The sequence below is a fragment of the Mycobacterium sp. genome (assembly GCF_035640695.1).
GTDB lineage: Bacteria > Actinomycetota > Actinomycetes > Mycobacteriales > Mycobacteriaceae > Mycobacterium.
This window is the reverse complement of the sequence record NZ_DASQVQ010000107.1, coordinates 1-13,815: the sequence shown is the minus strand read 5'-3', so window position 1 is coordinate 13,815 and position 13,815 is coordinate 1. Positions and strand designations below refer to the sequence as shown.

Genomic DNA, 13,815 nt, shown 5'->3' with positions numbered 1-13,815 from the left:
TAGCCGGAGCCGTCGCCGTCACCGCGATCACGTTCAGCGTCGGTGCCACCACCGTCGCGCCGGCTTCGGCGACCGACAACGTCAAGCCATTCGGTAACCAGGCGCGACTGAACGACTGGCCCACCGGCGCTCCAATGATCGGTTACACGGTGAGAAACCTTGCCCCGAGCGCCGACCCCGTGCCGCACAACGGCCAGTTGTATGAAGCCACCGTGACCGTTGACGCTTTCGGGAGTTGGGCCACTCCCATGATCCCCATGTTCAACGCCCGCGCTGAGAGCTCGGCAATGTACGGTGTCCTCGCGGATGCAGGCGTCGGAGGCGCGGTGCCGCCGGGCGGCAGCACGACCGGCAAGCTCTATTTCGATGTCGTGGGCGACGCGCCCAACAGCGTCGTCTACAACGACGGCGTTCGGGACCTTCTCGCTTGGGTGCCCGGTGCGCCAGCGGGGGGTACTAGCCCCTAGCGGTAGCGGCACCGCGTCTCTAGCAGCGAGCGCTAACCGCAATGACGAGCACCGTTTGCGGTTCCATCGTCGTCGCGAGATTTCTAAACTAATTCGACTATTCGATGCGACCGTTTGCTCAAAGCCGTTCGACTAGGGCGATCTGCCCGATTGGTCCCCTCACTCGCAGCCGAACATTTTGAGCTGGTGGAACTGTAGCTGGGGCATCGAATAGAAACAGCTTCTCGACCAGAACGGCCGCACAGTGCCCCGAGACGACGCCAATTCACCCGCCGGACCTGTAAACACGAGGTAGTAATCGAGTGGCACTCGGCTGATGTCCGGCAGTCGTTCATGTTTGCCGTACGTCTTTGCGTTGGCGGTCTTGCCCGGCAAATGCAAGCGCACCCGCGCCCAAGATCGGCCTTACCGACCCCGCGGACTACGAGCCGCCGCCGTTCTGAGCGGTCGTTCGATTCGAGAACAGAAGCCGCAATCACGTGCCCGTCGACGCAAGTGCACGGCGCGTGACCAACCAGCGCGGATGCGGTACGGCTAGCGCCCGAGATCGATACGCTCGACACCGTGGCGGAAACGTCGTACGCATCCTGCGGCGATCTGAGCCTGGCGTATCAGGTATTCGGTGACGGTCCCGTCGAGCTCGTCTTCGTCGGGCCGATCGTCGGCCACATCGAGCTCTTCTGGGCCATGCCCGAATTCAAAGCCTTCTTTGAGCAGCTCGCCACGTTCTGTCGCGTCGTGATGTTCGACAAGGCCGGGGTCGGGCTGTCGGATCCGGTGCCGAAAGTTCGGACGCTGGATGATCGAGCGGCCGAGATCGAGGCCATTATGGACACCGTCGGCTTCGGAAAGGCCGTCCTCTTCGGTATGAGCGAGGGCGGAACGCAGGCCATCTTCTTTGCGGCAAAACGACCGGAGCGAACGCGGGCGTTGATCCTCTACGGCTCGCCCTCGTTCACTGCAAGCGGGTGGGACGACCTCGACCGCGATCCGGCCGAGGTGCGGGCGCGCTTCCTTGCTGAGCTGGGTGAGGACTACGTGCCGTCGACGGAGCAGCTCGCCCACCTCCACGAGATGGGTTTCGCCCTTCCGGCGTGGGGCAGCGGCGCAATAGCGAAGGTCATGTTCCCGTCGGTCCGGTCGATACGCCAGCTCGCCGTGTTCGAGCGCATGAGCGCGAGCCCCGGGATGATGCGAGCGACTATCGAATCGGTGTTCCGGATCGACGTGCGGCCGATCCTGCCGGCGATCTCCGCGCCCACCCTGGTCGTCCATGCCCGCGATGACGTCGTGCCGGTGCAGTTCGGTCGCTACCTCGCCGACCACATCCCCGGCGCGCGGTACCTCGAGGTCGAAGGCGCCGACCACGCACCCTGGTTCACCGAGCCCGACAAGATCTTGACCGGGATCGAGGAGTTCCTCACCGGCAGCCATGCCGCACCGGCGCAGACACACCGCGCCCTGCGCACCGTGCTGTTCACCGACATGGTCGCCTCCACGCAACACGCCGCGGCGAGAGGCGACGAGCGGTGGCGTGCGGTACTCGACCGCTTTGGTGCGATCACAGCCGACCTCGCGGAACGCTTTGGCGGCACGGTGGTCAAGAACACCGGCGACGGCTACCTCGCCACGTTCGACGGTCCGACGCAGGCCATCCGCTGCGCTGAGGCCCTGCGCGCGGAGACCGAGACGCTGGGCATCGAGGTCCGCGCCGGCATTCACACCGGCGAGTGCGAACTGATGGACAACGACATCGGGGGGCTTGCCGTTCACATCGCCGCGCGGATCCTCGGCCAAGCCGGCGCCAGCGACATCCTCGTCTCCCGCACCGTGCGTGACCTGGTCGTCGGCTCGGGCACAGGCTTTGACGACCGCGGCAGCGTCGAGTTGCGTGGCGTGCCCGGCACCTGGCAACTCCTGGCGGTTGATCGCAACGGTCCGCGGGCGGGATCGGCGGAGGCGGACCTGGCGTCGATGCCCACGCCCGGCCCTCTGACCGCAATGCGCCGCTCCGACCGTGCCGTGGCGGTGATAGCCAAGCGGACACCGTGGATCCTCCGCGGTATGGCCCGCCTCGCCCCGGCCACCAGCCGCAGATGAGCCGCGTGGTTGGGCGGATCGCCAGCTGACTGTCGATTCACTTGGGCTATCCAGCTGACTCGGGCGTCAGTGGAACAACCTGCACGGCTGATCGCTGCCGGTGCGCCGCAGTGCGTGCAGTGCGCGTCGGTGTAGGGACGGGTGGGTGGCGCCGAGCGGGTAGAGCGTGGCGTCATCGGCGTGACTGACGCCTTGGGTTCTCGCAACATATCGAACGCATGTTCGTTCTCGTGGCAACGGCTGACAAGTCGGCCGCCCACACGCGACGCTCGGCGCGGCTTGCGCACCGCCTTGTCCGGGCAACCAGTACGCTCGATTGCGTGCAGCGGCGAATCATGGGCATCGAGACCGAATTCGGTGTCACCTGCACGTTCCACGGCCACCGCAGGCTCAGTCCCGACGAGGTTGCCCGATACCTCTTCCGCCGGGTGGTGTCGTGGGGCCGCAGTTCGAACGTGTTCCTGCGCAATGGCGCGCGGCTCTACCTCGATGTGGGCTCACACCCCGAGTACGCCACCGCCGAATGCGACAACCTCATCCAACTGGTCACCCACGACCGCGCGGGCGAACGGGTGCTCGAAGACCTGCTCATCGACGCCGAGCAGCGGCTCGCCGACGAGGGCATCGGCGGCGACATCTACTTGTTCAAGAACAACACGGACTCCGCGGGCAACTCGTACGGCTGCCACGAGAACTATCTGATCGTGCGCGCCGGGGAGTTCTCACGGATCTCCGACGTGCTGCTGCCGTTTCTGGTCACCCGCCAGCTGATCTGCGGAGCGGGCAAGGTGCTGCAAACCCCGAAGGCCGCCACGTTCTGTCTCTCCCAGCGCGCCGAGCACATCTGGGAAGGGGTGTCGTCGGCTACCACCCGCAGCCGTCCGATCATCAACACCCGTGACGAGCCGCACGCCGACGCGGAAAAGTATCGGCGCCTGCACGTCATCGTCGGCGACTCCAACATGTGTGAGGCCACCACGATGCTCAAGGTGGGCACCGCCGCGCTGGTGCTGGAGATGATCGAGTCCGGGGTGGCGTTCCGTGACTTCTCTTTGGACAACCCGATCCGCGCGATCCGCGAGGTCAGCCACGACTTGACGGGTCGGCGCCCGGTGCGCCTGGCCGGCGGCAGGCAGGCCAGCGCCCTGGACATCCAGCGCGAGTATCACGCGCGCGCCGTCGAGCACCTGCAGACCCGCGAACCCAACGCGCAGATCGAGCAGGTCGTCGACCTGTGGGGCCGGCAACTCGACGCCGTCGAAAGCCAGGATTTCGCCAAGGTCGACACCGAAATCGACTGGGTGATCAAGCGCAGGCTGTTCCAGCGTTACCAGGACCGCGACAACCTGGAGTTGTCCGATCCGAAGATCTCGCAACTCGATCTGGCCTATCACGACATCAAGCGCGGCCGCGGGGTATTCGACCTGCTGCAGCGCAAGGGCCTGGCCGCCCGCATCACCACCGATGAGGACATCGAAGAGGCCGTCGACACCCCGCCGCAGACCACTCGGGCGAAGCTGCGCGGGGAATTCATCAGCGCCGCACAGGCCGCCGGACGCGATTTCACCGTCGACTGGGTGCATCTGAAGCTGAACGATCAGGCGCAGCGCACCGTGCTATGCAAGGACCCGTTCCGCGCAGTCGACGAGCGGGTTAAGAGGCTGATCGCCAGCATGTGACCACCTAGGCTGGTGCGGGTGGCGATTTCCAAAGTCGAGCGGATGATAAACCTTGTCATCGCGCTGCTGTCCACCCGCAACTACATCCCGGCCGAGCGAATCCGCAGGGTGGTCGCGGGGTATGCCGACAGCCCCAGCGACGAGGCCTTTTCCCGCATGTTCGAGCGCGACAAGAACGAACTGCGCGACCTCGGCATCCCGTTAGAAACCGGTCGAGTGTCGCGGCTGGACTCGACCGAGGGTTACCGCATCAACCGAGAGGCCTACGCGCTGCCGGATATTGAGCTGACCGCCGACGAGGCCGCCGCGGTGGCCGTTGCGGTGCAGCTGTGGCAGTCACCGGAATTGATCACCGCGACCCAGGGCGCGTTGCTGAAGCTGCGTGCGGCCGGGGTCGACGTCGATGCCGCGGACAGCAGCGTGTCGATCACGTCTGGGGCGGCGCTGCCCGGCATCCGCGGCTCGGAATCCATTCTCGGAATCCTGTTGAGCGCCATCGACTCCGGGCAGGTTGTGCGGTTCCCACACCGCTCGTCGCGCACCGAGCCATTTACCATGCGCACCGTCGAACCCTGGGGTGTCGTCACCTATCACGGCCGCTGGTATCTGGTCGGCCGCGACCGCGACCGCGACGCCGTGCGCACGTTCCGGCTGTCGCGCATCGGCGACGACGTCGAGGCGTTCGGGCCGCCCGGTGCGGTCAGCAAGCCCGACGACGTCGACCTGCGCCAGGTCGTCGCGCGCGTGGTCGGAGAGGCGCCCACCGGCGTCGCGGCGCGGGTGTGGATCGCCGCGGGGCGGGCCACCGCGCTGCGGCGCGCGGGAACCGTGGTCGAGCCGATGCGGCTCGGCGACCGCGACGGCGAGGTGGTCTCTATCGACATCGGATCGCTGGACCGGTCGGCCCGCGAGATCGCCGGTTACGGCGCCGACGCGATCGTGCTCGAGCCCGACGCGCTGCGCGACGACGTGCTGACGCGGCTAAGGGCCCAGGCGGAAGAGGTGCCGGCGTGAGCCAACTCTCGTCGCGGCTGGTGCGGTTGCTCAACATGGTGCCGTATTTCCAGGCCAATCCCGGCATCAGTGCCGCGGAGGCCGCCGCGGAACTCGGCGTCACCACCAAGCAGCTGATGGCCGACCTGAGCCAGCTGTGGATGTGCGGGCTGCCCGGCTACGGACCCGGCGACCTGATCGACTTGTCATTCTCCGAGGACAGCATCGAGGTCACGTTCTCGGCGGGCATGGACCACCCGCTGCGGCTGGCCTCGCCGGAGGCGACGGCGATGCTGGTCGCGCTGCGGACGCTCGTCGACGTGCCGGGCATGGTGGACCCGGAGGCGGCGCGCAGCGCGATCGCGAAGATCGAGTCGGCCGCGGGGTCGGCGGCCCACCGGATGCCGCAGGAGCCGCCGGGCGTCGAAAGCGCCGAAAGCCCGGCCGCCGCCGCTGTGCGTGACGCGGTGCGGCGACACCGCGCGCTGTCGATCGAGTACTACTCCGCGTCGCGCGACACGTCGTCGCGCCGCGTCGTCGACCCGATCAGGGTGGTGTTCATCGGCGACCACAGCTACCTGGAGGCGTGGTGCCGCAGCGCCGAAGGGGTGCGACTGTTCCGGTTCGACCGGATCGATGCGGCGCAGGTCTTGGACGAGCGATCCGCGCCGCCTGCGCCCGCCGTGCGGTCCGGCCCGGACACGTCGCTGTTCGACGCGGACCCCTCGCTGCCGTCGGCCACCCTGCAGGTCGCGCCGTCGGCCTCGTGGATGTTGGACTACTACCCGATGCGGGTGCTCGACGAGGCGCCCGATGGCTCGTGCACGGCGTCGATGACCTACGCGTCCGAGGAATGGATGGCGCGGCTGGTGCTGGGCTTCGGATCGGCTGTGAAAGTGCTGGCACCGGCGTCGCTGGCCGAACGCGTGCAGCACAGTGCGACGGCGGCGCTGCAGGCTTATCAGGCCGGCGCGCTGCGGTAGCATCGAAGCAACGTCTGGAGGTAATCATGTTCGCCAATTTCGGTCCTGGACACTGGGCGGTCCTCGCCGTCGTGGTGATTCTGCTCTTCGGTGCCAAGAAGCTGCCCGAGGCGGCCCGCGCCCTCGGTAAGTCGATGCGCATCTTCAAGTCTGAAGTCCGCGAGCTGCAGAACGAGGGCAAGAGCGAGACACCGGCGCCACCGCCCACCACGGTGCAGTCCGAGCGGGTCGAACCACCGGCCACGCCTCCCACGGAGCAGTCCCAGCAGTCCCAGCAGTCCCACACCGACGCCCGGCCGGCCTGAGCAGGAGGCCCGTCAGCGCGTCCGAGCGGCGCACCTGAATCCCGCTTGTGAAAATCCCCGGCGTTCTTAAGCGGCTCGATCCCCGTCAGCGACGCAGCCGCACCAATCCCGACGGGACCATGTCCCTCGTCGACCATCTCCGGGAATTGCGCGCTCGCCTGCTCGTTTCGCTGGCGGCGGTAAGTGTCACCACCGCATTCGGATTCGTCTGGTACAGCCACTCGTTCTTCGGCATGGAAAGCCTCGGCGAATGGCTGCGCCACCCCTACTGCGCGCTGCCGGCGTCGGCCCGCGCGAGTATCAGCGCCGACGGCGGGTGCCGGCTGCTGGCCACCGCGCCCTTCGACCAGTTCATGTTGCGGCTCAAGGTCGGCGTGGCCGCAGGGGTGGTGCTGGCATGTCCGGTTTGGCTGTATGAACTGTGGGCATTCATCACGCCCGGCCTGTACCAGAAGGAGCGCCGGTTTGCGGTTGTGTTCGTGACTTGTGCCGCAGGGCTTTTCGTCGCAGGCGCGGTACTGGCCTACGTGGTGCTGTCCAAGGCGTTGAGATTCTTGCTGACCATCGGCAGCGACGTCCAGGTCACGGCGCTCTCCGGTGACCGCTACTTCGGCTTTCTGATCAACCTGCTGCTGGTGTTCGGCGTCAGCTTCGAATTTCCGCTGCTGCTGATCATGCTGAACATGGTCGGGGTGGTGAGCTACAGCAAGCTGAAGTCGTGGCGGCGGGGGCTGATCTTCGGGATGTTCGTGTTCGCCGCGTTCGCGACGCCAGGCTCCGACCCGTTCTCGATGATCGCGTTGGGACTGGCGCTGTCGCTGCTGCTGGAGCTTGCCATCCAGGTCGCGCGGGTACACGACAAGCGCAAGGCCAAACGGGAAGCCGCCGCCGGCTGGGCGGTGCCCGACGATGCGGCCTCGCCGATCGAGCCGCCCGAGGCGGTTCCGTCGCCGTCACGCGCCGACACCGAGTAGGGGGCGATGACCGCCGGAGGGCAGGAGCGAAGCGACCCGGGAATCGATGCCGGAGGGCAGGAGCTGGCGCAATTCGCGTCTCAACTGCCGTTCACGCTGGACGACTTCCAGCAGCGGGCCTGTGAGGCACTCGAACGGGGCCACGGCGTGCTGGTCTGCGCGCCGACCGGAGCAGGCAAGACCGTGGTGGGCGAGTTCGCCGTCCACCTCGCGCTGGCCGCGGGCCGAAAGTGCTTCTACACCACGCCGATAAAGGCGCTGAGCAACCAGAAGCACACTGACCTGGTGCGCCGGTACGGGCCGGACCGGATCGGGCTGCTGACCGGCGACGTGTCGATCAACGGGGACGCGCCGGTGGTGGTGATGACCACCGAAGTGCTCCGCAACATGCTGTACGCCGATTCGTCCGCGCTGCAAGGGCTTTCGTACGTGGTCATGGACGAGGTGCACTTCCTGGCCGATCGGATGCGCGGTGCGGTGTGGGAGGAGGTGATCCTGCACCTGCCCGATGAGGTGCGGCTGGTCAGCCTTTCGGCAACCGTGAGCAACGCCGAGGAGTTCGGCGGCTGGATCCAGACCGTCCGCGGCGACACCACCGTGATCGTCGACGAACACCGGCCGGTGCCGCTGTGGCAGCACATGATGGTGGGCAGGCGGCTGTTCGACCTGTTCGATTACGAGCGCGACGGCGGGCCGGATCAGGCGGGCCGCGGCGCCGTCGTCAACCCGGAGCTGTTGCGGCACATTGCCAACCGGCGCGAAGCCGACCGGCTCGCGGACTGGCGGCCGCGCGGCCGCGGACCCGCCGCGCGCCACCGCCCGACGCTGTACCGGCCGCCGTCGCGGCCCGACATGATTGCGTCGCTCGATCGCGAGGCGCTGTTGCCCGCGATCATTTTCATCTTCTCCCGCGCGGGCTGCGACGCGGCGGTGTCGCAGTGCCTGCGCTCACCGCTGCGGCTCACCGACGACGACGAACGCGCTCGCATCGCCGAAGTGATCGACCGGCGCACCGCCGACCTCGCCGACAGCGACCTGGCGGTGCTCGGCTACTACGAGTGGCGCGAGGGCCTGTTGCGCGGCGTGGCGGCCCACCACGCCGGCCTGCTGCCGATATTCCGACACACCGTCGAGGAGCTGTTCACTGCCGGTCTGATCAAGGCGGTGTTCGCGACCGAGACACTGGCGCTGGGCATCAACATGCCCGCCCGCACGGTGCTGCTGGAGCGGCTGGTGAAGTTCAACGGCGAGCAGCACGCAGCTCTGACGCCGGGGGAGTACACGCAGCTCACCGGCCGGGCGGGCCGGCGCGGTATCGACGTCGAAGGCCATGCGGTGGTGTTGTGGCATCCCGATGTCGAGCCCGCCGAGGTGGCCGGGCTGGCCTCCACCCGCACGTTCCCGCTGCGCAGCTCGTTCAGCCCGTCGTACAACATGACGATCAACCTGGTCCAGCAGATGGGCCCCGAGCAGGCGCATCGGCTGCTGGAACGCTCGTTCGCGCAATATCAGGCCGACCGCTCGGTGGTCGGTCTGGTCCGCGGCATCAACCGCGGCGAACAGATGCTCAAGCAGATCAAAGCCGAACTCGGTGATGACGTCGAGCAGATCCTCGACTTCGCCCGGCTGCGGGCGCGGATCGCCGAACGCGAACGGGCCCAGGCGCGGGCGTCGAGGTTGCAGCGCCGTCAGGCGGCCAGCGACGCGCTGTCCTCGCTGCGCCGCGGCGACATCATCACGATCACCCATGGGCGACGCGGCGGGCTGGCGGTGGTACTGGAGCCCGACCGCGATCCATCGGATCCGCGTCCGCTCGTGCTCACCGAACACCGTTGGGCGGGAAGGATTTCCGCGGCTGACTACGCCGGCGCGTCGCCGCCACTGGGTTCGATGACTCTGCCCAAGCGCGTCGAGCATCGTCAGCCCCGGGTACGGCGCGACCTCGCATCGGCATTGCGCTCCGCGGCTACCGGATTCGAGGTGGCGTCCGGAAAGCGGGCCCGCGGCCCGGAACGTGACGTCGACCCCGAATTAGTGCCGCTGCGTGAGCAATTGCGTCGGCACCCGGCTCAGCGGATCCCCGATCGGGAGGCCAAGGCCCGCGAGGCCGAGCGGTACCTGCGGATCGAACGCGACAACGCTCAGCTGCGTCGCAAGGTGGCCGCCGCGACCAACTCGCTGGCCCGCACGTTCGACCGGATCGTGGGGCTGCTGACCGAACGGCGCTTCATCGCCGGGCCCGAAGGTGAGCCGCAAGTGACCCAGGACGGTCGGCTGCTGGCCCGAATCTATTCGGAGAGCGACCTTTTGGTGGCCGAATGTCTGCGCGGCGGGACGTGGAACGGATTGAGTCCCGCCGAGCTCGCGGCGGTGGTTTCGGCGGTGGTGTACGAGTCGCGTGGCGACGGGCAGGCCCCGCCGCGCAGCGCGGACATTCCCACCGATCGGCTCCGGCGTGCGCTGGCTCAAACGCGGCGGTTGTCGACCGCGCTGCGCGCCGACGAGCAGCGGCACCGCATCGATCCCAGCCGCGAACCCGACGAGGGATTCGTCACCGCGGTGTATCGCTGGGCCACCACGGGTGACCTCACCGCCGCGTTGACCGCGGCCGAGGAGCAGAGCAGTGGGACGGCATTGTCGGCAGGCGATTTCGTGCGCTGGTGTCGCCAGGTGCTTGATCTGCTGGACCAGGTCCGCAATGCGGCACCCGACGCGGCGCTGCGGACCACGGCGAAACGCGCCATCGACAACATAAGACGCGGCGTCGTGGCTGTTGATGGCGGGTAATCTGAACCAGACGCTACGGTGGCATCGCCACGCACCAGAATGGAGTGACCATGAGCGGACCGCAGGGATCAGACCCGACGCAGCCTGGGACGCCGCAGTCGTCGGGCAACCAGCCCGAGCAGGAGCAGCCGTCAGGGTCTGAGTCGCCGACCACCGAGTCGTCGTCATGGCAGCAACCGCAGTCCCAGCAGCCGCAGCCCCAGCAACCCCACCAACCGGCCTACACGCCGCCGCAACAGCAGTACCCGTCGTACCAGCAGCCGTCGACGCCGTCGTACGGCCCCCAGTACCAGCAGCCCGCGGCGGACTACCCCGGGCAGCAGCAATACCCGCCCACCGAGCAGTTCGGTCAGCAGCCGCAGTACGGGCAGCCGGCTCAGTATGGCCAGCAGCCCGGCCAGTACGGGCAGCAGCCCGGCCAGTACGGGCAGCCCGGCCAGTACGGGCAGTTCACCCCGTACGGCAGCACCGCAACCGCCGAGGGCTCCAAGCGCTCGCTCGGGCTGATTGGCGGGGTAATCGGCGCGGTCGTCGCGGTCATCGTCGCCGTGGTGCTGGTGATGGGCTTTTGGAAGCCCGGTTTCTTCGTCACCACCAAGCTCGACGTCAGCAAGGCCCAGCAGGGCGTGCAGCAGATCCTGACCGACGAGACCAACGGCTACGGCGCCAAGAACGTCAAGGACGTCAAGTGCAACAACGGCCAAAGCCCGACGGTGAAGAAGGGTGACACCTTCAACTGCGAGGTCAGCATCGACGGCACCAAGCGTCAGGTGACCGTGACATTCCAGGACAACGGCGGCACCTATGAGGTGGGCCGGCCCAAATAGGCCTAAGTAGCGGCCGGCAGGCCGTCCAGCGCCTTCTGGAGCCGCCCCACCGAGGACGTGACGCCGTATAGCTCGGCCAGTTCGGCGACCCGCTTCGGGTGCTTGGCCACCAGCGGTAGCGCGTCGGTTTTCCGCGACATCCTGACCGGCGCATCGGTTCGCACCCGCACCACCGGGCCGGCCAGCTTGACGTAGTCGGCGGCGCCGAGCAGCTTGGTCCGAAAGGCCCTGGAGAGCCTCGATTTCGGGTCGCCGGCGGCGGCCATGATGCCGTCCAGGGAGCCGTACTGCGCCAGCAGCGTCGCGGCCGTCTTCTCGCCGATACCCGGCACGCCGGGCAGCCCATCGGACGGGTCACCACGCAGCAGCGCCAGTTCGGCATAGGCCGGTCCCGCGCGATCGGGCGGCACGCCGTAGTGTTCGGACACCTGTTCGGGCCCGAACAGGGTGGCCTTGGTCAGCCCGCGGCCCATGTACAGCACCCGCACCGGCACCGGATCGTCGGTGATGACCTGCAGCAGGTCACGATCGCCGCTGACCACGACCACCGGATCGGCGCGCTCCCGGGCGGCCAACGTGCCTAGCACATCGTCGGCCTCACATCCCCGAGCACCGGCCACCGCGATGCCGAACGCATCGAGGACCTCGAGGATCCAGGTGACCTGGGGACTGAGCTCGTCGGGCACATCCTCGATGTCGGGCTCGCCGTCGGGGTTCTCCTCGATGACTCGGTGCGCCTTGTACGACGGCAGCAAGTCCACCCGAAACTGCGGCCGCCAGTCCCAGTCGTCGCAGACGACCAGCCGGCGCGGACGCTCGCGGGTGATCAGCACCGCCAGGCTGTCCAGGAAACCGCGCAGCGCGTTGACCGGCTTGCCGTCCGGCGAGGTGATCGACGACGGCACTCCGTAGTACGACCGAAACCACATGCTGGGTCCGTCGAGAAGCACCAGGGGAGCGGCGGGCATGGCGCAATCCTGCCAGTAGCGTCGAGGCATGCCTTTCGCGATTGACCGCATTGACCACGTCGTGTTGAACTGCCGCGAGGTTGGCGTCACCGTGGACTGGTATCAACGCGTGCTCGGAATGCGGCCGGAGACCTTCGGCGACGGCCGGGTGGCGCTGCGGTTTGGCAACCAGAAGATCAACGTCCGGCCCTGCGGCGCACCGGACTGGGAAACCGGGGTGATCGACGCGCCGGGGTCGCTGGACCTGTGTTTCATCGCAGATACCGGCCCCGACGAAATCGGCACACACCTGCGGGCTTGCGGCGTGACGATCACCAACGGCCCGGTCACCAAGATCGGCTCGCTCGGGCCGATGACGTCGCACTATTGCCGCGACCCCGACGGCAACCTGATCGAGATCGCGAGCTACCAGCGAGCCGACTAGCGTAAAGACGTGACCGCGAGCCGATTTCCCGCTGACGTCTATGCCCGGCGGCTGCGCGCCGCCGCACTGGCCACGGCGAGGGCCAATCTCGGCGGTCTTGTCATCACACCGGGATATGACCTGCGCTATCTGCTCGGCTCACGGGCGGAGACGTTCGAGCGGCTGACGGCGCTGGTGGTGCCCGCGGTGCATGCTCCGACGGTGGTGGTGCCGCGGCTGGAGGTGGCGTCGCTGAAGGATTCGGTGGTGATGGAACTCGGCCTGACGGTGCGTGATTGGGTCGACGGCCAGGACCCGTACCGGCTGGTGGTCGACGCGCTTGGGGGCGCGCCGGTGGCCACCGCGGTGACCGATTCGATGCCCGCGCTGCACCTGCTGCCGCTGACCGACGCGGTCGGCGTCATCCCCAAGTTGGCCACCGATGTGTTGCGCCAGTTGCGAATGATCAAGGACGCGGCCGAGATCGACGCGCTACGCAAGGCCGGTGCGGCCATTGACCGGGTGCATGAGCGGGTGCCGGAGTTCCTGGCGCCCGGCCGCACCGAGGCCGATGTCGCCGCAGACATCGCCAAAGCCATTGTCGATGAGGGTCACTCGAACGTGGCGTTCATCATTGTCGGCTCCGGGCCGCACGGAGCCGACCCGCACCACGAGTGTTCTGACCGGGTGTTGCAGGTCGGCGACATCGTAGTCGTCGACATCGGCGGCACGTATGAGCCGGGCTACCACTCCGACTGCACCCGCACCTACAGCATCGGGGAGCCGAATGCCGAAGTAGCGCAACAGTATTCGATACTGAAGCGGGCACAGCACAGCGCGGTGGCCGCCGTGCGGCCCGGCGCGACCGCCGAACACGTCGACGCCGCGGCGCGCGAGGTGCTGGCCCAGGCGGGACTGGCCGATGCGTTCGTGCACCGGACCGGTCACGGCATCGGCCTGTCGGTGCACGAGGAGCCCTACATCGTCGGCGGCAACAAGCTCCCGCTGGCCGAGGGGATGGCGTTTTCGGTCGAACCCGGTATCTACTTCCCTGGCCGCTGGGGCGCACGGATCGAGGACATCGTCGTGGTCGGCCCCGACGGCGCCGAACCCGTCAACGCGCGGCCCCGCGACTTGATCGTGGTGCCGGTCAGCCGATAGGTCGCGGGGAGAGCTAGCCGCTCGGGCTGGGCGGCACGATCGTCGGAACGGTGATGGTCGAGGGAACCGTCGGAATAGGCACGGTTACCGCGCTGGTCGTGGTCGTCGTGGTGGTTTGCTTCGACGTCCCGTTGCCCCCGCATGCGGTCGTCATGGTGCCGATCGCGA

General features: G+C 67.8%; 12 protein-coding genes. 11 read left to right on the top strand and 1 reads right to left on the bottom strand.

Translation table 11 applies throughout. From position 1 onward, the window contains the following. The 9 genes from VE759_RS12160 to VE759_RS12120 all read left to right on the top strand — a co-directional run. The coding region (locus VE759_RS12160) for a DUF1942 domain-containing protein (protein WP_324932338.1) at positions 1 to 467 on the top strand (467 nt) is incomplete at its 5' end. A 564-nt stretch (positions 468 to 1,031) separates the two neighbouring features. After that, positions 1,032 to 2,567 carry an adenylate/guanylate cyclase domain-containing protein gene (locus VE759_RS12155; RefSeq protein WP_324932335.1) on the top strand — a complete coding sequence of 512 codons (1,536 nt, stop codon included), beginning with the start codon at positions 1,032 to 1,034 and terminating at the stop codon, positions 2,565 to 2,567. 320 nt (positions 2,568 to 2,887) lie between these two features. Then, entirely contained in the window at positions 2,888 to 4,246 is a 1,359-nt protein-coding gene (pafA, locus tag VE759_RS12150; protein WP_324932332.1) for a Pup--protein ligase, read from the top strand. An 18-nt stretch (positions 4,247 to 4,264) separates the two neighbouring features. Continuing rightward, positions 4,265 to 5,260 (top strand): YafY family protein, encoded by a 996-nt coding sequence (locus VE759_RS12145; protein WP_324932327.1) that lies wholly within the window; start codon positions 4,265 to 4,267, stop codon positions 5,258 to 5,260. Continuing rightward, positions 5,257 to 6,222, top strand: coding sequence for a YafY family protein (locus VE759_RS12140; RefSeq protein ID WP_324932324.1), 966 nt, complete (start codon positions 5,257 to 5,259; stop codon positions 6,220 to 6,222). The genes VE759_RS12145 and VE759_RS12140 overlap by 4 nt, the downstream gene beginning before the upstream one ends. 26 nt (positions 6,223 to 6,248) lie before the next feature. Beyond that, entirely contained in the window at positions 6,249 to 6,527 is a 279-nt protein-coding gene (gene tatA, locus VE759_RS12135; RefSeq protein ID WP_324932321.1) for a Sec-independent protein translocase subunit TatA, read from the top strand. A gap of 47 nt (positions 6,528 to 6,574) precedes the next feature. Continuing rightward, positions 6,575 to 7,501, top strand: coding sequence for a twin-arginine translocase subunit TatC (tatC, locus tag VE759_RS12130; protein WP_324932318.1), 927 nt, complete (start codon positions 6,575 to 6,577; stop codon positions 7,499 to 7,501). 6 nt (positions 7,502 to 7,507) lie between these two features. Continuing rightward, positions 7,508 to 10,288, top strand: a complete 2,781-nt coding sequence (locus VE759_RS12125) for an RNA helicase (protein ID WP_324932315.1) — start codon at positions 7,508 to 7,510, stop codon at positions 10,286 to 10,288. Positions 10,289 to 10,338: 50 nt separating this feature from the next. Continuing rightward, the gene (locus tag VE759_RS12120) at positions 10,339 to 11,115 is read left to right on the top strand and encodes a DUF4333 domain-containing protein (protein WP_324932313.1); all 777 of its coding nucleotides are present in this window, start codon (positions 10,339 to 10,341) and stop codon (positions 11,113 to 11,115) included. 2 nt (positions 11,116 to 11,117) lie between these two features. Here VE759_RS12120 and VE759_RS12115 read toward each other — a convergent pair whose 3' ends face one another. Continuing rightward, positions 11,118 to 12,083, bottom strand: coding sequence for a 5'-3' exonuclease (locus VE759_RS12115; protein WP_324932310.1), 966 nt, complete (start codon positions 12,081 to 12,083; stop codon positions 11,118 to 11,120). A 28-nt stretch (positions 12,084 to 12,111) separates the two neighbouring features. Here VE759_RS12115 and VE759_RS12110 point away from each other — a divergent pair, with 28 nt between their 5' ends. Together VE759_RS12110 and VE759_RS12105 are read left to right on the top strand one after the other, a co-directional pair. Continuing rightward, a complete protein-coding gene (locus tag VE759_RS12110) occupies positions 12,112 to 12,507 on the top strand; it encodes a VOC family protein (protein ID WP_324932307.1) in 396 nt (131 codons plus the stop codon). A 9-nt stretch (positions 12,508 to 12,516) separates the two neighbouring features. Then, positions 12,517 to 13,647 carry a Xaa-Pro peptidase family protein gene (locus VE759_RS12105; protein WP_324932304.1) on the top strand — a complete coding sequence of 377 codons (1,131 nt, stop codon included), beginning with the start codon at positions 12,517 to 12,519 and terminating at the stop codon, positions 13,645 to 13,647. Positions 13,648 to 13,815: the final 168 nt, after the last annotated feature.

Excerpts from the sequence above, each read along its gene's own strand:
- VE759_RS12110 (WP_324932307.1), top strand. The coding sequence starts at position 12,112 with ATGCCTTTCGCGATTGACCGCATTGACCACGTCGTGTTGAACTGCCGC.
- VE759_RS12115 (WP_324932310.1), bottom strand. The coding sequence starts at position 12,083 with ATGCCCGCCGCTCCCCTGGTGCTTCTCGACGGACCCAGCATGTGGTTT.
- VE759_RS12120 (WP_324932313.1), top strand. The coding sequence starts at position 10,339 with ATGAGCGGACCGCAGGGATCAGACCCGACGCAGCCTGGGACGCCGCAG.
- VE759_RS12125 (WP_324932315.1), top strand. The coding sequence starts at position 7,508 with ATGACCGCCGGAGGGCAGGAGCGAAGCGACCCGGGAATCGATGCCGGA.
- tatA (WP_324932321.1), top strand. The coding sequence starts at position 6,249 with ATGTTCGCCAATTTCGGTCCTGGACACTGGGCGGTCCTCGCCGTCGTG.